The organism is Burkholderia sp. Tr-20390, assembly GCF_017104595.1.
In the GTDB taxonomy this organism is placed as follows: domain Bacteria; phylum Pseudomonadota; class Gammaproteobacteria; order Burkholderiales; family Burkholderiaceae; genus Burkholderia.
Genome location: NZ_JAAGPC010000013.1, coordinates 73,553 through 97,077 on the forward strand (window position 1 = coordinate 73,553; position 23,525 = coordinate 97,077).

Sequence of the window (23,525 nt, forward strand, 5' to 3'; positions counted from 1 at the left end):
CCTTTTACGCTTCATCCACAAAAGGGACGCCCATGATCGACCTCTCCACGCTCGCACTGTTCTCCGGCGCGTGTCTCGCGCTGACCGCCACGCCGGGCCCCGACATGCTGCTGATCGCGTCCCGCAGCGTGAGCCAGGGCCGGCGTGCAGGCTTCGCGACGCTCGCGGGCATCCAGGCCGGCACCTATTGCCACGCGCTGGCGGCAGCGCTCGGGCTGTCGCAGCTCTTCGCGGTGCCGCTCGCCTATGACGCCGTGCGCTTCGCGGGCGCCGCCTATCTGCTGTATCTCGCGTGGAAGACATTCCGTTCGGATGCGACCGCACTGTCGCCCGTCGCGTCGCCGCGACGCCACTCGAGCGCGGCGATCTTCCGCCAGGGGCTGACGACGAACCTGCTGAACCCAAAGATGGCGCTGTTCGTGCTCGCGCTGTTTCCGCAGTTCGTACGGCCCGAACACGGTTCGATCGCCGTGCAGATTCTCGTGCTCGCGACGGTGCTGAACCTGATCGGCCTCGTCGTGAACGGTGCGGTCATATTGTCCGCGAGCCGGCTGAGCCAGCGGATCGGCGCGCGTCGCCGCCCGTCGAAGCTGCCGCAATATCTGCTCGGCTCGGTGTTCGTGGGGCTGGCGGCGCGGTTGGCGGTGGCGGGGCGGCAGTAATCGTGAATCTGCCGGGGAATCGCGCCGGTGCAATCGAATTGATGAGGTTTGATATGGGAACGTATGAAGATCTGCGCAAACGCGCATTGTCCGACCCCGAGTTGCGCGCTGAATACGAACGACTGAACCGCGAGGAATTTGCAGCGCTCGACGCAATGCTTGCCGCGCGGCGAGCGGCCGGCGTAGCGCCGACCGATATCGTGGAAGACACGGAACCGAGCGCGCCCACTGCGGAGTAACACCGGCTCGCGTTCGTGGCGAGCCGGCGTGCGCCGTCACTCGATACGCTGCTCAAGCAGGCATCGGTCGGTGACAAAAGGTTCGTGGCCTCGCTCGCTTGAGTCAGACGCTATCCGGATCGTCACCTTCGGACACGTTTTCAACGTGCTTGCGCGTATCCGCCACGACCCTCAACGCCGCGCTATCGAGCAAACTCGCCGGCGTCACCGTGCGGCGGCGCCACGGAATCCGGCCGAAGTACCAGATCCTCCAGAAGCCGAGCGGATGATCGGGATTCCGGCGCAGCAGCATGTCGAAGGTCTCGACGTCGCCGAGCACGATCCGCGTCGCATCGCGCACGACTTCGCGCACGAACCGCGAGCAAAATTGCCGGCGCGACGCAAGATTGAACCCCGTGTCGTAGACCACGCCGATCCGGCGCATCGCCGCGTCAACGAGCCGGCGCCGCTGCGCGGCATCGAGCGGCTGCTTCAGCCGCGCGATCACGCACGCGCCGCGATCGGAGCGTGCAAGAAACCGCGACATCGTCGTGACGCGCGAAAGCGGAAACGTGCTCTCCGCAATCAACGGCTCACCGCCGCGCTCGCCGACGACGATCCCGACGTGATTCGTCCACGAACGCGTCGCGCTCGCCACTTCGAGAAACGGCCGCACGGTCACGCGGATGAAGACGATGTCGCCGATCTCGGGCTCGATCGGCAGCGGCATGTCATGCGGAACGTGTGAACCCACGGAGAAGAGACGCCGCCGGCCCGCTTCCGGCGAACGGATCATGAGCGGCTGGCAGCCGGTATCGACACGCATACGGACCTCGCGCGAGTGGGGATGGCGCGAGCATGTCAGCCGCCGCCGCGCGCCGCATCCGCTTCTTGCGCAAGGGCGGGTATCCGCGCCGCCGGGTGGCGGATTTCGATACCCGTGCGCGTACCGCCGCGCTTCGTTCAGCGCGTCGCACCCAGCGCCACGCGCAGCCGCTCCATCAACTGTGTGTAGTACCGCAGCACGTCGTCCTTCGGCACGACATTCGCCGTCGCGAAACGGTCCGACCACGCCGGCTTCCATTCATACGAGCCGTGCACGCTGCGATCGCCGTCGGGCGCCTGGACCAGCGAACGGATCCGCGCATCGCGGCCCGGGCCCGTATGCACGTCGAACAGCGCGTGGATGTACGTGTGATACGCGTCGTACACGTCGTCGTCGAACAGGTAGCGGTAGATATGGAACGTGCGGTCGAGGTCGCGCTTCGCGCGGATCACGTCGTCCGGCGAGATGTCCTTCCAGTAGCCGATCCACGTGTAGAAGCACAGCAGCGCATTGAGCTGCGGCGCGACCGCGTCGTACAGCGCGAGCCGCTTCTCGATCAATCGCTGGTTGGTCCACTGCACGAGTTCGAGCCGCTTCAGCCGGCGTGCGACGAGCCAGCCGAGGCACGCGACCGACAACGGCGTCAGCACGCCCAGCACGAGCTTGACGATTTCCAGCGAATTCCACGGATTGTTGATTGGCTGCATGAATGGCTCGACAAGAAATAACGCATTCGCGCCGACGCACGACCCGGCGCGCAGCGCCGCCTGCCCGATTGCGTCGACATTGACCGTTAGTTGCTTGCGCATCGAACGTCGCGCGACCACTCGGGCGACAGGTTCGAAGCAGCGTGATTCGTCAGTCTATCGGACGATTGTCACCGAGCCGTGACCGCTCGTCGACCCGTCGTCGTCGCGTGGCCATGCACTCGCGTCACGCTAGGTCGGGAGCGCCGACGTGAGCTTGACCTTCTGCATCGGGATGTCGGTCTTCACGCTCAGCACGCCCGGAATACGCGTGAGGGTTTCCATCTGGAAGCGCCGGTAATCGTCGATGTCGGCCGCGACGACGCGCAGCAGGAAATCGCAGTCGCCCGCCATCAGGTGGCATTCGACGACTTCCGGCATCTGCTGGACGGCCTCCGCGAAACGGTTCACCGATTCCGCGTCCTGCCCCTTCAGCCACACGCGCGTGAAGATCGTCAGCCCCTTGCCGACTTTCGCGGGATTCAGCACGGCCACGTATTTCTCGATCACGCCGGCTTCCTCGAGGAGGCGCACGCGCCGCAGGCACGGCGACGGCGACAGCCCGACCTCGTGCGCGAGCTCCACGTTCTGCATGCGGCCGTCGCGCTGGAGCGCGCTCAGGATCCGGCGGTCGATGGCGTCAAGTTTCATTGGCATCCGATTCCAAAAAATTTTCAAATCACGCGTTCAATGCCAAATTCTGAGAAAAATCTGGCCACAACGCAACCCGATTCGAGTCAAAAAAGCAGACAATTCCTCCCCCGAAGGAGGAGTAATGAGCAGTAGCGTTTCAACGTCGTCCGGGCTTCGCGACAAGCCCGCCTATGTCGCCGAGATGGGTCGCGGTTTGCGCGCGGCGCTGCCCGTCATGCTGGGTTTCGTGCCGTTCGCGCTCGTGCTGGGTGCGCAGGCCGCGCAGAAAGGGCTGAGCCTGTTCGAAGTGCCGATGATGACCGGCATGAACTTCGGCGGCGGCTCCGAATTCGCGGCGATCCATCTGTGGTCGTCGCCGCCGCACATCGCGCTGATCGTCGCGATGTCGTTCCTCGTGAATTCGCGCCACATCCTGATGGGCGCCGCATTCGAACCGTATATCCGCCGCCTGCCGCGCCGCCGCGCGTTCTTCGCACTGTTCTTCATGTGCGACGAAAGCTGGGCGATGTCGCTCGCCGACGCCCGGGCCCGCTCGGCCACGCACATCAGCGTGCCCTATTACGCAGGCATCTGCATGGGGCTCTACCTGACGTGGATCTCGATGACCACGCTCGGCGCGGCCGTCGGCCCGACGATCGGCAACATCGAGCAATATGGCTTCGACATGGCGTTCACGGCCGTGTTTCTGGTGCTGCTGCGCGGGATGTGGAAAGGGATGCGCGCGAGCCGCCCGTGGTTCGTGAGCCTCGTGGTCGCGGCGGCCACGCACCTGGCCGTGCCCGGCGCATGGTACGTCGCGGCCGGCGCCTGCGCGGGGCTGATCGCCGCGCTGCTGTGGGAGCCGCGCGATGCCTGATTTCCCGGATTTCAGTACGGTCGCGACGATCGTGCTGATGGCGTCGACCACCTATCTGTCGCGCATCCTCGGCTACGTGCTGCTGCGCAACCGCACGCTGAGCCCGCGGATGGCGTCGGTGATGGAGAACGTGCCCGGCTGCGTGCTGATCTCGGTGATCGCGCCGGCCTTCGTGTCGACGCGCCCGGCCGACCTGCTGGCGCTGGCCATCACGCTGATCGCGGCGACGCGCCTGTCGATCCTGCCGACCGTCATCGTCGGCGTCGTGTCGGCCGGCCTGCTGCGGCACCTGCTCGGCTGAGCGGTTCCGACCCGCCGCGCACACCCGCGGCACGAACACCGACGAACGGGCGCGCGATGCGCCCGTTTTCACATTCGCGCCCACCGCGCGACACGACGATCCTCACGCGGGAATGCTAGCCTTGTGGCTTGCGCCACGCTGCATTCCCCTCTCATTGCCCAACTCCGCGAGGATCGTCCCGATGCAAGAAACCCGCCCGCTGTTCGACCGCGTCCTGCTCACCAACGACGACGGAATCGACGCCCCCGGCCTTGACGTGCTCGAACACGTCGCCACGCAACTGGCGCGCGAAGTGTGGATCGTCGCGCCGGCGGAAGACCAGAGCGGCACGTCGCACTCGCTGAGCCTGCACGAACCGCTGCGCGTGCATCGCAAGGGCGAGCGCCGCTTCGCGGTGCGCGGCACGCCCGGCGATTGCGTCGCGATCGCGATCAGCCACCTGATGAAGGGCGCACGGCCCGACATCGTGCTGTCCGGCGTGAATCGCGGCGGGAACCTCGGCACCGAAACGGTGTTTTCCGGCACGGTGGGCGCCGCGATGACGAGCATGCTGGTCGGCGTGCCGGCCATCGCGCTGAGTCAGGCCTTCATCGATCGCAACGCAGTGCCGTGGGACACGGCACGCACGCTTGCGCCGGACGTCATTCGCCGGCTCGTGGCCGCGGGCTGGGACAGCGACGCGTGCCTGAACGTGAATTTCCCGCCGCGGCCCGCGCAGGACGTGCGTGGACTCAAGGTGACGAACCAGGGCGCCGGTACGCTGCAGGGCGTCGAGATCGTGTCGGGGCGCGACCCGCGCGACCTCGAGTATCACTGGCTGAAGCTCTCGCGCGCGCCGCGGGACGACGATGCGGATTCGGAAACGGTCGCGCTGGGTGACGGGTATGTCGCCGTCACGCCGCTGAAATTCGAGCGCACGCACGATCAGGCACTCGCGCAACTGCGGTCGCGGCTCGGCTGATCGCGTCGCTAGGCAAGCAAGCGGTCGCGGTGGTCGCGCAGGTGACATCTGCGCGCGGGTTCGCGGCCGCTTCACTGCATTACCGCTTCTCCGCTTCTCCGCTTCTCCGCTTCTCCGCTTCTCCGCTTCTCCGCTTCTCCGCTTCTCCGCTTCTCCGCTTCTCCGCTTCTCCGAGTCTCCGAGTCTCCGAGTCTCCGAGTCTCCGAGTCTCCGAGTCTCCGAGTCTCCGAGTCTCCGAGCCACCGAGTCTCCGAGCCACCGAGCCACCGAGCCACCGAGTCCCCGAGCCACCGCCTCAAGTCAGGTTCATTCCCCCGTCGAGCATCACGATCTCGCCCGTCACATAGTCGGACGCGACGAGCATCGCGACCGTCTGCGCGATGTCGTCCGGCGTCGCCGCACGTCGCATCGGCGCGCGCTCGCGCCAGAGCTGCTGCGCATCCGTCCAGTCGGCCGTGAGCGGCGTATCGACGAGCCCCGGCGCGACCGCATTGACGCGAATCGCCGGCGCGAGCGTTTTCGCGAGCAGCCGCGTCGTGTGATTGAGCGCGGCCTTCGCCGCCGCATACGGAATCGACGCACCTTTCGGCCGCACGCCCGCATGCGAGCTGACGTTCACCACGCACCCGGCCCGCCCGTGCGATGCCGCCTCGCGCAGCGCAGCCTCCGCCTCGGCGACGAGCCGGAACGGCGCGATCACATTGATCTCGTGCATCTCGCGCCACACGTCGGGCGTCGCCGCAGCGAGATCGTCATGCGGAATCACGCGGCTGACGCCCGCATTGTTGACGAGCACGTCGAGCCGCCCGTGCACGGCAACGGCCTCGCGGATCAACCGCACACGCTCGGTTTCGTCCGCGAGATCGGCCTGCACATAAGCTCCGCCGAGTTCGCGCGCCATCGCACGCCCCTCGTCGGCCGAGCGGCGCGAATGCAGGATCACCGCGTAGCCGTCTGCCGCCAGGCGGCGCGCGATCGCCGCGCCGATCCCCGACGTCGATCCGGTGACGAGCGCGACCGGCCGATGCACGCGCGATGCGCGCGGCTCGGCGACGGTTTCGGTTTCAGGTTCCGTTTCGGAAATCGGGGCAGACATCGGCGGGAGCGGCGCGTCCATATCGGGGAACCCTGTCAGTGGCGTTCCCGCATCATAAGCGCGACGACGCCCCATGACACGAACGTGACGGCGACCACCACCGGGATTGAACCGGTCAAGCCGAAGCGGCCGGCCGTCTGGTGCCGGATCCGTTCGATGCCGAGCCGGAGCGGCATGAGCGATCTGCCGGCCGGGACGGAAACCATCGCCTGCTGTCGCGCCCCGTTCGCGTGTGAGCCGCCGAAGCAGTCACCGCATTGGCGCATGGGGTCCCCGCCGCGCGGCCCAAGGACAGATCCCCGGGGCAGGCCGCTTCCTGCCCCGCAGCCGTGACCCGCACCGTCCCGTCAAATGAAGGGAAAGAGAAGCGGCCCGCGTCGCAGCGGGCCGCTTGCGACCGCTACTTGCCGGCCAGCGCCAGCGACGGCGCGAGCGCGCTGTTCGGATCCTGCCCGTTCCAGGTGCTCACCCATGCGTCGTTCGGCGTCGACCCCATCACGAAGTCGAGCGTGCCGCCGGCCTTCATCTCGTCGTACGTGATGTACGGCCGATGCAGCGGCGTGCCGTTCAGGCTGACCGACTGGACGTAGCGATTCACCGATGACGGCGCGCCGCCGCCGGCCGTATGCGCGGTCACCTTGAAGCGCCGCGTCGCACCGAACTTCAGGCTCTTGCCGTCCCCGCCGCCCGACGCCACCGGAATGTCGATCGTCGCCTCCTCGAACAGCGGCGTGCCGAGGTAGAACACGCCGCCCACCGGATTCAGCGAATAGATGCCGAGCGCGGACAGCACGTACCACGCGGACAACTGCCCGCAATCGTCGTTGCCGGGAATTGCCGCATCGCGCACGCGGCGCGGGTCGGCCAGCGCAGCCTTCAGGCTGTCGCCGCTGAGCAGCGCGCGATCGCCGGCCGTCAGCGTCAGCGAGTACATGTCGTCCATCACCGAACGCACGCGATCCTGCGTCTTCGACGGCATCCCCGCGACGTCGTACAGGTACGGCAGGTGGTTTGCCGGCTCGTTCCCCGCGAAGAACTGGCCGCTGCGTCCGGTCAGGTCCGGAAAGCCCTGGTTGTTGAGGAAGGTCAGCGGATTGGCCGGATCGAACGTGCGGTCGAGCTGCGCGATGAACTGGCTCTTGCCGCCGAGCAGCGCCACGAGGCCGGGGAAGTCGTGGAAGATGTTCCACGTATCGACCCACGAATTCGATTCGGAGAAGTCCGTCTTCTCGGCGGCCGTCGGGTCGAAGCCCGCGACCCAGTTGCCCTGCGCATCCTTCGGCTGCGCAAACTTCCAGCCGTTGTTCGGCACCGGGTTGAATACGTTGCGGTAGTTCTGGCTGCGCTGCAGGTACGGCCGGTAGTCGGCCGTGCTCTTGCCCGCCGCCTTGCCGACTGCTGCCGTCGCCCAGTCGTCGAACGAATAGTCCTGCGTCGTCGACACCGATGCGTTGTCGCCCGCGGTCACGTAGCCGCTCTGCCGGTACTGGTCGAAGCCGTGCGCGCTCGCGTTCTGCGTGGTCGTCAATGCAGTCCAGATGTCGTCGATGCCCGCGCTCGTCAGGTGCTTCAGGTACGCATCGGCGATCAGCGGGATCGACGGGTGGCCGGCCATCGTGAAGGTTTCCGTCTGCGCGAGCGGCCACACCGGCAGTTCGCCCTTGCCGTTCTGCCTGAACTGCGTGAGCAGCGACTTCACCCAGCCGTCGACGCGCTCGGGCTGCACCAGCGTCATCAATGGCGACTCGGCGCGGAAGGTGTCCCACAGCGAGAATGTCGACGAGTAGTCGAAGCCCGGATTCGCATGCTTGCTCGTGGTCGGCGGCGACGTCGTGCCGTCGTTGGTCGAATCGGTGCCGACGTAGCTGCCGTCCGCATTGTTGTAGACGGTCGGCGCGAGCATCGTGCGGTACAGCGACGTGTAGAACATCGTCCGCTGGTCGGCGCTGCCGCCCTTGATCCGGATCCGGTCGAGCGCGGCGCTCCACACGCGCTCGGCCGCCCCGCGCATCTGGTCGAACGACTTCGCGCCGACTTCCGAGGCAAGATTGGCCTGCGCATCCGCGACGCTCGACGGCGAGATGCCGACCTTCACCGTCACCGCGCCGCCGCTGTCGTTGCCGTCGGCGAACGTCAGGTAGGCCTTGAAGCCGTCCGCGCTGAATGCAACGTGCTTCGTATCGAACGGCTTCGAGAAACGCGCGACGAAATACGTCGGCTTGTTGTTCGCCCAGTTGTTCGTGATTTCCCAGCCGGCGATCGTCTGCGCATCGATCACCTGGATCTTGCCGCTCGCGGTCGAGCCGCCGATCGGATTGTCGATGCTGACGATCATGCTGCGCTTCTGCGCGGCCGCGCTCGGGAAATACGTGTAGCGATGCACGCCCGCATGCGTGGTGGCCGTCATCTCCGCGAGGATTTTCGCGCCCTGCACGTTCCACGGCGTGTTGCCGCTGCCGACCGGCGCCATCTTCACGCGGTAGTAGCCGGGGCTCGCGGTTTCGTCGTCGTGGCTGAACGACGCGTTGTAGGTGATCGACGAATCGGCGGCGACCTTCGCCAGCGTCGCGGTGTCGACCGGCGCGAGCGTCGGCAGGAACCGCACTTCGCCGCCCGAGCCGATGCCGGTGCCCGACAGGTGCGTATGCGTGAAGCCGGTGATGAACGGATCGTCGTACTGGTAGCCCGACGTGCGATCCCAGTTCCACGGCAGCGTGTGCGCGCCGCCGGTCGTGTCCGGCCCGAGCTGCACCATCCCGAACGGCACGGTCGCGCCCGGGTACACGTGGCCGTGACCGCGCACGCCGCTGCTCCAGTCCGCGTTGATGTCGAGATTCGCGGTACCGATCATCGGATCGACGCTGTGCAGCACCGACCGCTTGGCCGCGCCGCCGTTTTCGCCTTGATCGTTCTGATCGCCCTGGTCGTTCTGGTTGCCTTGATCGTTCTGGTTGCCCTGCACGTTCGACCGCTGCGCGAGCACGCTCGCATCCGTCGAACCCTGATCACCGCCGCACCCCGACAACACGGCAAGGCACCCGATACCCACCACATGACGTAGCTTCATCCGTTCGTCCCCCCTCTCTCTGCGTCGATCCTGTTGGCAAGAACCGCTCGTTGATCTCCCTGGCCGTTACGGCGCGCTGGCCGCCAGCGGAAACGACGGCATCGCCGATGCGTCGGTGCCCCACGTCGTGGCGCTCGCGTCGGCCGTCATCGCGTACGACAGCTTCCCGCCCTTCGCGATCTGCTCGAGCGGCAGCCACGCGGTCGCGTACGGCGCGCCGTTCAGCTTCAACGACTTCACATAGAACGACGCAGCATCGCTGGAGCCTGCACCCGGCGCGACGATGTGCAACAGTCGGTAGCTGCCGTCCTTCTGCCCGACGCGCACCGTGATCTTCTCGAACTGCGGGCTCGACAGCGCGACACCGCTGACGCCCGGCACGACCGGATAAAGACCGAGCGCGGCCCATACATACCAGCCCGAGATCGCGCCGAGATCATCGTTGCCCGGCAGCCCGGCCGCGCCGGTGCCGAACTCGTTCGCGAGCGACGCATGCAGCACGCGCTGCGTATGCGACGGCGCACCGGCCCATGCGTAGACCCACGGCACGGCCATCGTCACTTCGTTGCCGACGTAGAAATACGGCTGCACGGTGCCGATGTTCAGGTGCGTGAAGAACGTGTCGAGCCGCTTGACGACCGGCACGCCGCCGCCCGCCTGCGCGACCACGCCGGCGAGATCGTGCGGCACGTACCACGTGTACTGCTCGGCATTGCCTTCCATGAAGCCGGTGCCATCGGTGACCCACGCGCCGGCCGCCGTCTTCGGCTGGATCGCGCCCCGGTCAAACAGGTTGTGCCAGTTGCCGCTCGACTTCAGCAGCGTGCCTGCCGTCGTCGTGTCGCCGAGCGCCGTCGCGAAGCGCGACACCGCGAAATCGCGCACCGCGTATTCGAGCGTGTTCGAGGCGGTCTGGTTGTCGCCCGATCCCGACGACGGCACGTAGCCGAGCCGGTCGTAGTCCGCGCGGCTGCCCATCACCGGCGTGCCGGCGCACGCGGCGCCCGGCGCCGTGCTGTTCTTCATGATCGACAGCGCGGCCTGCGTATCGAAGTTCGTCGCGCCGAACGCATGCGCGTTCGCGACGATGATCGAGCCCGCATCGCCCGGCATCACGGCCGTCTCGGTATTGAAGTACGCCCAGCGCGGGAACGCGCCGCACGCCTTCGCATCGAGCACGAGCGACTGCACGATGTCGCCGGTGCGCACCGGATCGAGCAGCGCCTGCAGCTGGATGAACGAGCGGTCGATGTCCCAGCCGGAGAAGTTCGCGTACATCGTGCGGCCTTTCTCGACCTGACGCGTCGGCGCGGCCGCTGCGCCGTTCGACGCGTAGAAGTCCGGATACTGGCCGTTCACGTCGTTGAACACGTTCGGGTGCAGCGACGCGTGATACAGCGCGGTGTAGAACTTCGTCTTGTCGGCGTCGCTGCCGCCGGTGACCTGGATCGCGTTCAGGCGCGCATTCCACGCGGCGCTCGCCGCGCGGCGCACGGTGTCGAACCGCCAGTTCCGGTTGCCTTGCGTATCCGTTTCCGGATTCTCCGCGCGCAGGTTCGCCTTCGCATTCGCTTCGCTGACGAACGAGATGCCGAGCTTCATCATCACGTCGGGATGCTTGCGGTCGACATTGAACGTCACCGTCACCGGGCTGTTGTTCGACAACGCCGGCTTCGACGCGAACGGCTGGCTGAATTCCGCGTAGTAGTAGACGGGCACCGCATGCCCGGCCCAGCAGAATCCGCCGCCCGCGATCGTGCCCGACAATGCGCGGTCGCCGACCTGGCTGATCGTGTCGCTCGTCGTGCCCTGCGCGCGGTTGTTCAGCACGGTCGGATCGATCGCAATCGTCGCCTGCTGGCCCTGCGCGAGCGCCGGATACGTGAAGCGCGCGAAGCCGGTGCGCACCGTCGTCGTCAGCTCGGCCTTGATGCCGTTGCCGAGCGTGACGCCGTAATAGCCGGCCTGCGCAGTTTCGTTCGCGTGAGTGAAGCTGGCCGGCGTGCCGGCGTCGCCAGGCGCGAGCTGCGGCATCACGTTCAGGTAGCCGCCGTTCGCCCAGCAGCCGGTGCCGCTCAGGTGCAGGATGCTGAATGCATTGATCGAGGTGTCGCCGTACCAATAGCCGCCGGAGAAACCGGAGCCGTCGCCCTTGCTGCTGTCGTATTGGGCGGTCGGTGTCATCGGGCTCCATTGCATCATCCCGAACGGGACCGTCGGCCCCGGGAACGTGCCGCCGCCGAGACCCGAGCCGACCGGGTCGGCCGGCTGGTCGGTCGCGTAGTCGGTGCCGATCAGCGGATTGACGTACTGCGCGACGTGGATGTCGGCGTTTTTCTTCGACGACTCGTTGCCGTTGCCGTTGCCGTTGCCGTTGCTGTTGTCGTTCTCGTTCTCGTTCTCGTTACCGTTGCCGCCGTTGCCGTCTTGATTGCCCTGCGACTGCGCGGCAGCCGACAGGTTCGCCGCGGCCACCGACGGTGAATCGCCATCACCGCCGCAGGCAGACAAGACCACGCACAGCGCCAGCAGCGCCGTTCCCAACCCCCAGTTCCTGGACATCGCCCGTCTCCGTATCGTTCTTGAATCAGGATGTTGATTCGAACTACTGAGCTTTAAATCAGGATGCTTTTGATGAATTCCGCTTGCCCGGCCAATCGGTCGAAAATCCCGGGTGCGTGTCGTTATTGCCGAATGCGCGCACCTGGAAACAGACGCGCCGGCATGTCGAAATACCGGCGCCCCGCAACGAACAATGCGCACAAGCGTGCCCAAATAAACGCGTTTTCTCTACCCCGTGTTTTTACGAATTTTTATTTCGTTTATCTAAACACGAGGTCATTGATTCGGTTTTTATGTGGAATGGAATATTGGATATGTGATTGGCAATTGTGGCTGACGCTGTGACTTGTTTCGACCGAGCGACGAAAATGTCCGAAAAAAATCTACAAATTTCGGACATTTATGTCGCATGCCTCGTCTGGGCGAGTCATCGAGCGACTTGAAGCGGATCGCGTCAGGCCTGCTTCGGCAGATCGACATAGTCCTCGAGCTCGCCGGCGATATAAAGCCGCTTGCCGAGTCGCGGGTATTCGCAGACGTCGTGTTCGAGCCGCTGCCCGCCGACGAGCAGCTCCAGCGGCGTATCGCCGGTGTTCTGCACCGTATGCGCTTCTCCGCCGCGCGGAAAGCCCAGAAAATCGCCCGGCCCGATTTCACTGGCGCGTTCGCCGATCGTGACCGCGCCCGTCCCGGACAGCACGTACACGAACTCTTCTTCGTACAGGTGACGGTGGTACTCGGCCGATTCGTGACCGGGCATCAGCGTGAGCAGGTGAACACCGAATTGCGTCAAGCCGGTCAGGTCGCTGAGTTGTCGCTTGAGACGAACGGCATTGGGATTCAGCGAATGCACCGCGCGCGTCGGTTCCATCTTCGCGATATCGGCGGCCTTCAGCAGTTCCCGGGGAAAGGGAGTCGACATGGGGATCTCGCAAACGTGAATTCTTTGGTTGAACGCGGCGCCAGCTTGGCGCGCGCAGCGGCCATTGTCCGACATTTTTACGCTTGTAGAGGTGTCGCGAACTCCGCCATCTCGCATGGCTAGCGCGCGCAATCGGCCAGCAGGTTCGCCAGCACCGACGCGCCTTGCGCGAGGTGCACCGGATCGGCATCTTCCGCTTCGTTGTGGCTCAAGCCGGCCTTGCACGGCACGAACACCATCGCGGAAGGCGCGACGTACGACAGGTTCACCGCGTCGTGCCCCGCGCCGCTGCACATCTCCTTGTACGGATAGCCGGCGGCAGCCGTTGCCTGCCGCACGCGCTCGACGCATTCCGCATCGAACACCACCGGCTCGTATTCGGCGATCGTCTCGACCTGCACGCTCGTGCCGCGCAGCGCGGTGCGCTGCATGCAGATCGCCTCGATGTCGGCGACCAGTTGCTGCAACGCCGCCTGCGACGGGTGGCGCACGTCGACGCTGAACCTGACCTTGCCCGGAATCGTGCTCGGCGAATTCGGCTGGCACGCGACATGGCCGACCGTCACGCGCGCATCGTCGTCGAAGGTGTGACCGTGCTCGACGATCGCGGCGATCATCGCGGCCGCCGCGCCCATCGCGTCACGGCGCACGCTCATCGGCGTCGTGCCCGCATGCGACTCGAAGCCGGTCACCGTGACGTCGAGTTCGTAGATGCCCTGCACGCCCGTCACGACGCCGATCGGCAAGCCGGCCTGCTCCAGCACCGGCCCTTGCTCGATATGCGCTTCGAAATACGCCTTCGGCATCTGCCGCTCGCGCGCGGGGCCGGCGAAGCCCGTGCGTTCGAGTTCGTCGCGCAGCAGCGCGCCCGTCTGCATGCACGGGCGATCCAGTGCGTAGTCGAGATCCAGCGCGCCGGCATAGACGGCCGAGCCCATCATGCCCGGCGTGAAGCGCGAACCCTCTTCGTTGGTCCACGCGACGACGTCGATCGGATGCCGCGTTTCAAGGCCGCGCTCGTTCAGCGTACGAATCGCTTCGAGGCCCGCGAGCACGCCATAGACGCCGTCGAAGCGGCCGCCGAGCGGCTGCGTGTCGAGATGGCTGCCGCACGTCACGGGCGGCAAACCCGGTTCCGTGCCCGGCCGGCGCGCGAACACGTTGCCGATCGGATCGATGCGGATTTCGCAACCGGCTGCTTCGCACCACGCGATGAAGCGGCGCCTGCCGCGCGCATCGTCGTCGCTCAGCGCGAGCCGGCAGCTGCCGCCGTGCGCGGTCGCGCCGATCGTCGCCATCTCCATCAGCGAATCCCACAGCCGTTGCTGGTTAACGAGAATCATCGTGACCGCTCCTGAAAAGCACCGAGCATATACACTCGACCCAATAAGAAAAATCCAAGATTTCGTTGTGGTCGATAACTTTTTCTTGTCACCCGGCGTTCGGCCCGGCAGCCCGCGCTTCCTTAATATTCGGATCGGTCATTCATGAAGCTCAAGCAGCTCGATGCGTTTCTCGCGGTCGCCGCGCATCGCACCATTCGCGGCGCGGCGCGCGCGCTCGGCGTCACGCAACCGGCGATCAGCAGCATCGTGCGCGAGCTCGAACTGGAACTCGGCGTGCCGCTCGTCGTGCGCAGCGTAAAGGGAATTGCGCTGACCGATTACGGCAGCGCGTTTGCGATTCGCGCGCGGCTGATCGTCGAGGAGATCCAGCGCACGCGCGACGAAATCGAGCAGTTGCGGCTCGGCACGACCGGCTCGGTGTCGATCGCGGTCAGCCCGACCGTCGCGCTGACGCTCCTGCCGCGTGCATTCACCACGTTCTCGCGCGAGCTGCCCGGCGCGACGCTGAACGTCGACGATGCGCTGACCGCGACGGACCTCGCGCGACTGCGCGACGGCTCGCTCGACTTCATCGTCACGCATCAGTTGTCGAACGCGATACCGGACCCCGACGAATTCGCGAGCATTCCGTTGTTCCGGACGGCGTTCGCGGTCGTCGCGAGAAGCCGGCATCGGCTCGCGCGCGCCCGCTCGCTGCGCGAGCTCGTCGATGCGCAATGGTGCGTGCCGCGCTACGGCGACGAGGGAGACGATCTGGTGCGCTCGATCTTCATGCCGTTCGGCATCGACGTGCCGAAGCGGGTAATCCACTGCCCGTCGTTTGCCGCGACGCTCGGGCTCGTGTCGCAAACGGATGCGCTCGGCGTGTTCGCGCGGCCGCTCGCCGACGTCGAACGCAAGTCACGCGGCATCGTCGCGCTGGATCTTGCCGAGCCGATGCCCGCGTTGACGGTCGCGATCGTGATGCGGCGGCATGCGTTGCTGACGCCTGCCGCGCTGCATTTCATCGAGTGCCTGAAGGGGGCGGCTGCAACCGTTCAGGGCACGGATGGCGCATGATGCTCAGCGCACGTGCACGCCGCGCAGCTCCGTCAGCAAGGCCACGAGACGATCGATGTGCGCGTCTTCGGTACGCCACGACGACACGCTGATCCGGAACGCCGGCCGCCCCTGCCACACCGTCGCACCGAACCACACGTCGCCCGACGCCTGCGCGGCCGCGAGGATCGCCGCCGTTTCATCGTCGGTGCCGGCGCGCACGAGCACCTGGTTCAGCACGACGCGGTTCAGCACGTCGTAGCCGGCCGCACGCAGGCCGTCCGCGACCCGCGCCGCCTGCGCGCAATGCTGCTCGACCATCGTGGCCACGCCGGCGCGGCCGAGCGAACGCAATGCAGCCCATACGGGGATGCCGCGCGCGCGCCGCGAGAATTCGAGGTTCAGGTTCTTTTGCGCGTCCTGCGCGCCGCTCAGGTACACGGCGTCGCTGTTCATCGCGGTCGCGAGCGCGGCCGCGTCGCTGCAGATCACCATCGCGCCGTCGTACGGCGTGTTGAGCCACTTGTGGCCGTCGGTGGTCCAGCTGTCCGCGCCGTCGATGCCGTCCGTCAGCGCGCGCTTCGACGAGGCGCGGGCCCACAGGCCGAACGCGCCGTCGACGTGCACCCACGCACCGGCCGCCTTCGCGGGCGGAATCAGCGCCGCGAACGGATCGAACTCGCCCGTGTTCACTTCGCCGGCCTGCACGCAGAGGATCGTCATGTCATCGAGCGCCGGCAGCTGTGCCGGGTCGATCCGGCCGTGCGTGTCGACCGGCGCGACGATGAGGCGCTTCATCCCGAAACCGAGCACGCGCAGCGCCTTCTTCACCGTGATGTGCGCAAGCTCGGAGATCACGACCTTCACTTCGGGCGCGCCGATCAGGCCGTCCGCGTCGACGTCCCAGCCCTTGCGCGCGAGCAGCGCGCGCCGCGCGGCCACCAGCGCGACGAGCGTGCAGGCCGTCGCGCTCGTGCCGAAACCGACCGCGCTGCCCTCAGGCAATCCGAGCACGTCGACGACCCAGCGCGCGGCCTGGCGCTCGATCGTCGCGGCGACCGGTGAATTCGCATAGGACGACGCGCACTGGTCCCACGCGAGCATCAACCGCTCGGCCGCCGCCGCGGCCGGCAGCGTGGCGCCGATCACGAAACCGAAGTAGTTCGGGCCGTTCGACGCGACGGTCGCAGGCGTGCCGCGCTCGTCAAGCAGGCGCAGCACGTCGTCGGCGGGGCGGCCCGTATCGGGCAGCGGCTCGTCGAACGCCGCCAGGCCGGCCAGTGCGGCCGCGTCGGGAAACGCGCGCCGCTCGTTCGGCGCGGCCAGATACGCGTGCGCGCGCCGGTCAGCGTCGGCCAGCAATGCAAGTTCGTCCATGTCGGTTGCCTCGGTGTGAGTCAGAGTTGCAAAAGATCGCGGCCGAGCTGCTGCAGCGCGCCGTCGATCCGCTTGTAGTACGTGAACTTGCCGACGCGGGTCGCCTGCACGAGCCCGGCATCCGCGAGGATGCGCATGTGGCGCGTGGTCGTGGCCGGCGCGATGCCGAGCTTCTCGGTGATGTACGTGCAGCACACGCCGAGTTCGTCGACATCGCCGTGCGGCTGCGGCGGGAAATGCTTGCGCGGCTGCTTGAGCCAGCGCATCACGGCCAGACGGCTTTCGTTGGCCAGTGCGCTGATACGGGTGACGTCGTCCATGGGTTCGGTTTCATTTAACGTTTTGAATATTAGCCAAATGACGAAATATGGGCAATCGGTTTGCCAGGAGATTCTCGCGACGGCAGCGGTGCCCGCACCCAGCATAGGTTACGTCTTTACGCTTCAGCGACTAAGACAGTTCTGGGGCGCCGATACGCGAGTGCCGTTCAGATCACCTGCAGCAAGCAACGACACAGATCGAGATCGCGATGATCCCGGCCAGTGCCGTCTCAACCGATCGCGGGCCGGGTATCGGCGTTTCCTCCGTCATCAAAACTGTGCCGTGACCTGAAAACCCACTGTCACTCGTGCCGTCGGGAATCCGGATGGCTTGTAGATCGGTGTACCGGCAAACAGGTCGTAACCGTAGGCGCCCAATCGAGTCGCGACGCTGCCCTTCACGCCGATCACGGCGCCGGCCAGCTGCGTGCCGACGAGTGTGATCGGCTGCGGGCCCCACACGCGGCCGTAGTCGATGCCCGCATATACCGCCTGCCCGGTTTGGCCGATCGGCGCCTGCAGTTCGTTACGCCAATAGAAGCCACGCGAGGCGGCCAGCATGGTTTCCCCGTCGAATCCGCGCACTGTGTAACGGCTGCCGATCGTCAGGTCATCGATGTAGTACAGCGTATTGCCCGTGTACTGGCCATGGAACGTCGTCACGTAGCGGAACGGCTGCTGCGCGATGACGAATGGCACCGACAGGTTCGCGTCGAGCACGGCCATCTTGTAACGGTAGGTCGGGCCACCGTCGCCGGCCAGGATGTCGTCCTGTGCACCGAACGCGCCGATGCCCTGCCGGTACGCAAGCGTCCCGTCGAACTGCGCGTTGCCGAAATAGTGGCGATCGGTCAGGCCAAATTCGACGAATGTGTTGTTGCGGCGCTGCTGCGGAATCTCCGTGTCCTCGATAAAGCTCTGGCCGAAGCGGCGCGAAAGCCGGAATTGTGTGCCAAAGACGTCGTTCTGGCTGCGTGACAACACGCGGTTCAGCTTGAAATCGACCGTCTTCGAATTGCCGCTCGCGATGAACGTCTGATTCACGCCAGCGATTTGCTGGTAGTACGTGTTGGTGTACGCCGATAGTGTGGCGGTCCAATAGCCCCACGGGATCGAGTAGAAGCCGTTCCAGCCATGCGAGCCGAGTCGCTTGTCGCCGAATTCCAGATCCTGGCTCACGCCAATGTTGAAGATATCGTTCAGGCCAAGGGGATTGTCGATACCGAGCGACAAGTTGCCCTGAAGGCGGCCCGTCGCGCGCGTGCCCGAGTTGTCGATCGAAGCGACGACCGTCCAGGGTTTAGTGCGCTTTACGTCGAGCACCACGTCGCTTTCGCCGGGAACGTCGGCTGGGACGATCTGCATCGATACGTCCTGGCTCGTCACGCGCTTCATCTGTTCGAGGCCTTGTTCGAGGTCGCGCAGGTTCAGTAGTTCGCCGTCGCGAGTCGGAAAGGCGGTTTTCCACGTACCGCGGAGCTTCTCGTCGGCAAAATGCACATGGCGGATTACGCCAGGGATCAGTGAAAACTTGAGGGTGCCAGTCGACAGATCCTGTTCGGGCAGCAGCACGCGCGTCGTCACATAACCGCGCGCCAGGATCGCTTGCGACAAGCCTTTGACGAGCAAATCGAGACCCTGTTTGCCAACGCACTCGCCCACGTAGTGCCCAATCCATTCACGCGCGAATGCGAAGCGATCCATCGGCAATGCCGACGCGCCTTGCGATTTCAGGGAAGCAGGCAGCGCATCGGGTACTTCGAGTACGAAACGCTCGATCCGAAAGCAAGGCGTTTCAGAAGGCAGCGTTGGATACTCAGCACTTCGCACCACTTCCGATCGCACCCCGGGCGCGGAGACTACCCGTTCACGCTCTCGTGCCTCTTCCTGCTGTCGGGTTTGCTGGTCGTTGCCCGGAATGATGAGACGGGGAGCTTCTTGCGCCGACACTGCCATTGGTATCAGCCATGCGGCCGACAGCAGGACGGCCGGGGTACGGATTGTCATAGATGTGGTGTTCTTAGTTCGATCTTATGGCTTGGGTGCAAGGTGTCCCGGAATCCAAACCCATTCGGTGCCGCTCCATTTCCAAAAGCCCATAACCCAGATCGTGCTCGACCAAGAGGGCAACACGGGTTCCATTTCAGGCTTTGGCGGAGGACGCGGTGGGGCTCCTGGTGGGGCCGTCTCACATGCTCCCAATGATGCCAACATTGCGAGCGACATAACCGATAACCAGAGTTTTGACTTCATTGCTATGCGCCCCAGAAGCGTATTTGCACAACGATCCGTTCGCACCATATGTTCATAGAGGGCTTTGCCAAAATCCTATTCAGACTCGTTGCGCTTCCCCATTGCCGGCCACCAAGGATTGGATATCAATATCCATCGAATCTCCGCCTTTCCTTTCTTCGACTTAAGAAGATCGATCGGTTTGTTTCTTCCTGCGGCAGGCATCTTGTAATCCAACCACGGAAGTGAATCATCCTTCATGCACCCCCAAATAACAATTGCAATATCTGAATCAGAAACTCGACGAGAAAGCTCTCTCGTTACATCATTATCAATCCATTCGGCCTTCATAATCTTAACAACGTCTTCCCATCCCTTTGGAAAATCGTCCATTTCAGTGTTTTCCCAATGACTTGAACGAAACCAGGTTGACACCCCCAGGATTTTGAGCAGATGGTGCCAAAATTGCCTGATACCCTTGCTGCCTCGCCCAATTGCTAATGGCTTGCGTCGCGTCATAAGAAGTACCTCCGTGACTCGGCTGAGTGATCTGATCCAGCGTCACCCCTAATGCTTGGCGTGCGGCCGGATCGGTCAGATCCAGTACATTATTTATTACAAAATTCTTGGTTACCAAAACCTTACCATTAAGTGCAGTATAGCTAGTCACCTCGTCATATGCCGTTTGCGGCGAGGTCGAGGTATAAACTGCGCCAACCCCTTTCTGGGAATATCGGTGATTTAAATCAACGTTGCCATCAAAGAGATTCCACGTATCTTCAGTATACTTCGGCAACTGATAACGGTAGAGAGGCCCCGAATATTCTGCGCTGCTTGAGCCGTTATAAGTACCCTTCGCCCAAGCGTTAGCGGCAGCAGCCGCATCGATTGCGCGGCCGGCGATCACTGTTTGAACCGCAGCGCCGCCGAGGTTGAGCGCACCGTATACCAGTGCCGCTCCCGTCGGGCTCATACCGAGGCTTTCCAAGGCTTGCTCACCATAGGTCGGCGTCAAATTGCCCGACATCATCTGGGTGAAGCCTGACTTTGCATAGTCGACCGCGCCTACCGCAATGGCCGCACCCAGCGCACAGCCCGCCACTGACGCGCATCCGCCCGTCACTGCGCCTGCCGCAACCGCCACGCTTCCAACGCCCTGAACGGCACCCACAAGACGATTGGAGACCTGGTTTCGATCGTAGGTGTCAGATAAGCGGTCCAGGTCTCCATAGCCGTCGAATGCACCGGCTTTCTTCAGTACGTTTTGTTCGTACGTGTACTGCGCGCCGTCGCTTTGAATCTTTTGCAACGCGGCCTTATTCGGGTCATTGTCCGGAATATTGTCCGCACAATGCACGAGCGCACATTCGGCGGCTGCGAGTCTGTACTGCTGCTCGGGGCTTTGCCCTTTCTGAAGCTGCTTGAGCTTGTCCGCTTCGCTCTGGTGAAGTTGCCGATTGTAAAGTTCGTTGTTGCTGGCCGACCCCGCTCCGGCGAGAGCGCCCGACGAGCCACCACCCGCGAGTGCACCGCCCGCGGCACCGCCGGCTGTCGCCACGATCTCGTTCAGAGCCTTCCGCGCAGCGGTTTGCGCGTCCAACGGCAACTGGCTTACCGTCTGATCAATGATTGGCTGCGCCAGAGACTGCAACACGTCTCCCGCCAGAGAACCTGCAATCGCCCCGCCAACGTTCCCGCCTGACAGCGCAGCCCCGATTGCCGCCACCGCCGCGTGCAACGCGTCACGACCGGCACCACCTTCGCCGAACAAGGCCTTCATCTGCGGACTGCTATTTTCGAGCTGCGTCGCCGCTTCCGCTACGGCGAAAGTTGCGGCCTTGCCGAACGCCTGCGCGAACGCCAGATTGTTCTGAACCTTCTGCAGGTTGAACGTATTCTCAACTGTCTGGTTCGCGTTTGCCGTATCGCGCGACAGGCCGGCCGTGCTGTCCGTGCCGTTCTGTTCGTCCGCCTTCACGACGATCTTTGCCGGGCTCACCGCAGCGTGCGTGACACCGCTTGCGTTGTCGCCCGTCTGCGCGAAGCTCGGCCCGCCCGACGTCGAAAACCCTTCCGACGAACCCGAATACGACATCTTGTTCTGGATGTCGGTAAAACCGAGGCTGCCAGTCGTCAGCGTATTGCTGTCGGCAGGTGCGGCGCTCGCGATCTGTGCGCCGTTGAGCTGCGTATGGCCCGCCACGTTGACATCTAACCCTTCCTTGCCAGCCACGATGCCAGTTTGCTGGTTCACCGACGCATAATTCGCGTCGATGCTGGTGTGGCCGATCGATGCGTCGACGCCACCACCGTAGCCAAACGTAAAGCTACCGCTCACCCCCGTGTTGTGCTGGTTGCTGCTGTAGTTCGACGTATCCTGAAGACTCGTCATCGTCAGGTCACCGCCGACATCCACCTTGACCTTATCGCCCGACACCCGCGCGCCCGACAGCGTCGTGTCGCCGCCCGACTTCATAGTCAGGTTGTTGCCAGCCGCCACCGTCGTGTTGGTCTGCGTGACGCTGTCCCCGTTGCCTTGACCATGTGCGTTCGAGCCGTTAGCAAAAACGCTGATCCCCGTGTTCTTGCCCACCCCGATCGCGACGCCTGCATTCCAGCCGGTCGAACTGTTCGAACTCGTGTTCTGCTCCGTACTCTGGGCGCTTTGCAGCGTAATCGCGTTGTTGGCATCGAGCGCAACGTTCTTGCCGAGCACCGACGCTCCGGTCATCGCAATGTTCCCGGTACCCGCCTGGGCGTTTCCGTTCGCATCCGGCGTGCCGGTCGCGATAATGGATACGTTGCCGTTACCGATGATCGACGAACCTTTCGCATCCGAGATCGATGTCGTCGAATTGCTGCTGCTATGGCTCGATCCGATGCTTAGCTGCACCTGAACACCCTTTGCGGCATCGCTCACGTTTCCGTTCGACAGGGCATTGGCGGCATCCTTGATCCCGCCACGGTTCTGGTATGCCTGTTCGGCTGCCGCCACGGCTTGCACCGCCGCGAGGCGCGAATCGCCCGACTGCTGGCCCTGGCGGACCGCGCCCGCCATCGACTGCCCGAGCCCGACGAGACCGCCTCCCAATCCGACGCTCAATCCCGATTGGCTGAACTGTTGCGACTGCGCGTCCTTGTACGTGTCGTACGCGGCATTCACGGTCACGTTCTGAGCAGCGATTCCGACATCCTGTCCAGCAACAATCGTGCTACCCGTAATCGTCGCATCCTTGCCGGCCTGGATCGTGACATTGCCCTGCGATGACCCGATCACACTCCCGTTATTCGTCACCGAGCTGGTTTGGTCTTGCTGTGCGGTCGAGCGCGAACCGACCGTCACCGACAGGCCGCCATTCGTGAGCAGGCCCGATTCCTTCTTCTCGTAGTAGCTGGACGACTGAGTCGTATCTTGTGATGTCTTGATATTGACGTCGCGCTTGGCCTGCAACGTGACGTCGCTCGTACCCACGACGTTGCTGCCGGTCACGTTGATGTCGCGGTTGCTGACGATGTTGATGCCGTCAGCTGATACTGTGCTGCCCTGGCTATAGGTCGCCGTCTGGTCGATCCCGCTCGCGATCTTCGCGCCGCTCACCACATTGCTGTGGCTGTGCGTTTCGTGCGAATTCAGCTCGTGCGCCTCTGTTGCCGCGCCGATATTCACATCGCCGCTCGCCATCAGATTCGCATTGCCTTTATCCAGGCTGACCGTGCTGCCACTGATCGTGAGATCCTTGCCCGACGCAAGCGTGACTGTGTCGCCGCCCTTGAGCGTCGTGCCGGTGAGCACCTGATCCGACGTATGCAGCGTCTCGGCGTAACTGCCATGACTATCGCTGCCCGAACTGTTGCTGTTCACTGTCGAGGTCGCGCTCGCCGCGCCTAGCGTGACGTTGCCTTTGGCCGCGATCGTCCCACCCTGGCCGAGGTCAATCTGCGCGCCGCGCGCAGTCAAATCGCCGCCGACTCCGATGCTCGATTGTCCGCCGACGCTAACCGAACTCCCGACTACCTTGTTGATGTCGGTATTCGACACGCCATTGGCCCGCTGCACGATCTTGTGCTCGCCCGTCTGCACCGCACCGAGATCCCAGTTACCGCCGACGTTCATGCCGAGATTGCCGCCGACCGACAGGTTGCCCGCGTTCTGCTGGAAGTTGCCGCCCGTCGTGATCGACGCATCGCCCGCCACGTCGAGTTTGGCGGTCGGCCCGAGCGTGGTCACCACGCTCGTCGCGCCGTCGCGGCTCACCCGCGTGTTCGTCTTCGTCCCCGTATCGAGAATGAGGTCTTTCCCGGCATCGAGCTGCAGGCTGCCGGCCTTCACGTTCGCCGACG

Annotated in this window: 21 protein-coding genes; 6 read left to right on the forward strand and 15 right to left on the reverse strand. The window is 64.6% G+C overall.

The window, feature by feature from the left end; genetic code table 11:
- The first annotated feature begins 32 nt into the window (after positions 1-32).
- Positions 33-662, forward strand: a complete 630-nt coding sequence (locus G3N98_RS06290) for a LysE family translocator (protein WP_206147638.1) — start codon at positions 33-35, stop codon at positions 660-662.
- A gap of 2 nt (positions 663-664) precedes the next feature.
- Positions 665-901 (forward strand): hypothetical protein, encoded by a 237-nt coding sequence (locus G3N98_RS39690; RefSeq protein WP_241025775.1) that lies wholly within the window; start codon positions 665-667, stop codon positions 899-901.
- 103 nt (positions 902-1,004) lie between these two features.
- Here G3N98_RS39690 and G3N98_RS06300 read toward each other — a convergent pair whose 3' ends face one another.
- From G3N98_RS06300 to G3N98_RS06310, 3 genes are all read right to left on the reverse strand, one after another.
- Positions 1,005-1,706: a YebB family permuted papain-like enzyme gene (locus G3N98_RS06300; RefSeq protein WP_206147639.1), complete on the reverse strand. Its 702-nt coding sequence runs from the start codon at positions 1,704-1,706 to the stop codon at positions 1,005-1,007.
- Positions 1,707-1,843: 137 nt separating this feature from the next.
- On the reverse strand, positions 1,844-2,413 hold the full coding sequence (locus tag G3N98_RS06305) for a hypothetical protein (protein ID WP_206147641.1): 570 nt from the start codon (positions 2,411-2,413) through the stop codon (positions 1,844-1,846).
- Positions 2,414-2,644: 231 nt separating this feature from the next.
- On the reverse strand, positions 2,645-3,103 hold the full coding sequence (locus G3N98_RS06310) for an Lrp/AsnC family transcriptional regulator (protein ID WP_012365188.1): 459 nt from the start codon (positions 3,101-3,103) through the stop codon (positions 2,645-2,647).
- Between the two features lie 124 nt (positions 3,104-3,227).
- Here G3N98_RS06310 and G3N98_RS06315 point away from each other — a divergent pair, with 124 nt between their 5' ends.
- The 3 genes from G3N98_RS06315 (at position 3,228) to surE (ending at position 5,224) form a co-directional block, all read left to right on the forward strand.
- Entirely contained in the window at positions 3,228-3,962 is a 735-nt protein-coding gene (locus tag G3N98_RS06315; protein ID WP_089463350.1) for an AzlC family ABC transporter permease, read from the forward strand.
- Positions 3,955-4,263 (forward strand): AzlD family protein, encoded by a 309-nt coding sequence (locus tag G3N98_RS06320; protein ID WP_011356491.1) that lies wholly within the window; start codon positions 3,955-3,957, stop codon positions 4,261-4,263. The genes G3N98_RS06315 and G3N98_RS06320 overlap by 8 nt, the downstream gene beginning before the upstream one ends.
- 181 nt (positions 4,264-4,444) lie before the next feature.
- The gene (gene surE / locus G3N98_RS06325) at positions 4,445-5,224 is read left to right on the forward strand and encodes a 5'/3'-nucleotidase SurE (RefSeq protein ID WP_206147643.1); all 780 of its coding nucleotides are present in this window, start codon (positions 4,445-4,447) and stop codon (positions 5,222-5,224) included.
- 295 nt (positions 5,225-5,519) lie between these two features.
- On the opposite strand, the gene G3N98_RS06335 is transcribed toward surE, so the two are convergent.
- The 6 genes from G3N98_RS06335 to G3N98_RS06360 all read right to left on the reverse strand — a co-directional run bounded on the left by G3N98_RS06335 (position 5,520) and on the right by G3N98_RS06360 (position 14,214).
- Positions 5,520-6,341, reverse strand: a complete 822-nt coding sequence (locus G3N98_RS06335; RefSeq protein ID WP_206147645.1) for an SDR family oxidoreductase — start codon at positions 6,339-6,341, stop codon at positions 5,520-5,522.
- A 14-nt stretch (positions 6,342-6,355) separates the two neighbouring features.
- Complete coding sequence (locus tag G3N98_RS06340) at positions 6,356-6,496, reverse strand: hypothetical protein (RefSeq protein ID WP_206147646.1); 141 nt, start codon at positions 6,494-6,496, stop codon at positions 6,356-6,358.
- 224 nt (positions 6,497-6,720) lie between these two features.
- Positions 6,721-9,387: a GH92 family glycosyl hydrolase gene (locus G3N98_RS06345; protein ID WP_206147647.1), complete on the reverse strand. Its 2,667-nt coding sequence runs from the start codon at positions 9,385-9,387 to the stop codon at positions 6,721-6,723.
- A gap of 66 nt (positions 9,388-9,453) precedes the next feature.
- Entirely contained in the window at positions 9,454-11,949 is a 2,496-nt protein-coding gene (locus G3N98_RS06350; RefSeq protein ID WP_206147648.1) for a GH92 family glycosyl hydrolase, read from the reverse strand.
- A gap of 454 nt (positions 11,950-12,403) precedes the next feature.
- Positions 12,404-12,871 (reverse strand): cupin domain-containing protein, encoded by a 468-nt coding sequence (locus G3N98_RS06355; protein ID WP_206147659.1) that lies wholly within the window; start codon positions 12,869-12,871, stop codon positions 12,404-12,406.
- 119 nt (positions 12,872-12,990) lie between these two features.
- Positions 12,991-14,214: a Zn-dependent hydrolase gene (locus G3N98_RS06360; RefSeq protein ID WP_206147649.1), complete on the reverse strand. Its 1,224-nt coding sequence runs from the start codon at positions 14,212-14,214 to the stop codon at positions 12,991-12,993.
- Between the two features lie 144 nt (positions 14,215-14,358).
- Between G3N98_RS06360 and G3N98_RS06365 the strand changes: the two genes are divergently transcribed.
- Positions 14,359-15,276: a LysR substrate-binding domain-containing protein gene (locus G3N98_RS06365; protein WP_206147650.1), complete on the forward strand. Its 918-nt coding sequence runs from the start codon at positions 14,359-14,361 to the stop codon at positions 15,274-15,276.
- 3 nt (positions 15,277-15,279) lie between these two features.
- Here the strand turns inward: G3N98_RS06365 and G3N98_RS06370 are convergent, their stop codons facing one another.
- The 6 genes from G3N98_RS06370 to G3N98_RS06395 form a co-directional block, all read right to left on the reverse strand.
- The gene (locus G3N98_RS06370) at positions 15,280-16,632 is read right to left on the reverse strand and encodes a pyridoxal-dependent decarboxylase (protein WP_206147651.1); all 1,353 of its coding nucleotides are present in this window, start codon (positions 16,630-16,632) and stop codon (positions 15,280-15,282) included.
- Between the two features lie 20 nt (positions 16,633-16,652).
- Positions 16,653-16,952, reverse strand: coding sequence for a helix-turn-helix domain-containing protein (locus G3N98_RS06375; protein WP_085038359.1), 300 nt, complete (start codon positions 16,950-16,952; stop codon positions 16,653-16,655).
- Between the two features lie 270 nt (positions 16,953-17,222).
- Positions 17,223-18,959, reverse strand: coding sequence for a ShlB/FhaC/HecB family hemolysin secretion/activation protein (locus G3N98_RS06380; RefSeq protein WP_206147652.1), 1,737 nt, complete (start codon positions 18,957-18,959; stop codon positions 17,223-17,225).
- A 24-nt stretch (positions 18,960-18,983) separates the two neighbouring features.
- The gene (gene bcpO, locus G3N98_RS06385) at positions 18,984-19,253 is read right to left on the reverse strand and encodes a CDI system lipoprotein BcpO (protein WP_346779071.1); all 270 of its coding nucleotides are present in this window, start codon (positions 19,251-19,253) and stop codon (positions 18,984-18,986) included.
- Between the two features lie 27 nt (positions 19,254-19,280).
- Positions 19,281-19,577, reverse strand: coding sequence for a hypothetical protein (locus tag G3N98_RS06390; protein WP_206147654.1), 297 nt, complete (start codon positions 19,575-19,577; stop codon positions 19,281-19,283).
- A 1-nt stretch (position 19,578) separates the two neighbouring features.
- Positions 19,579-23,525: hemagglutinin repeat-containing protein (locus tag G3N98_RS06395; protein WP_206147655.1), on the reverse strand; the 3,947-nt coding region annotated here is incomplete at its 5' end.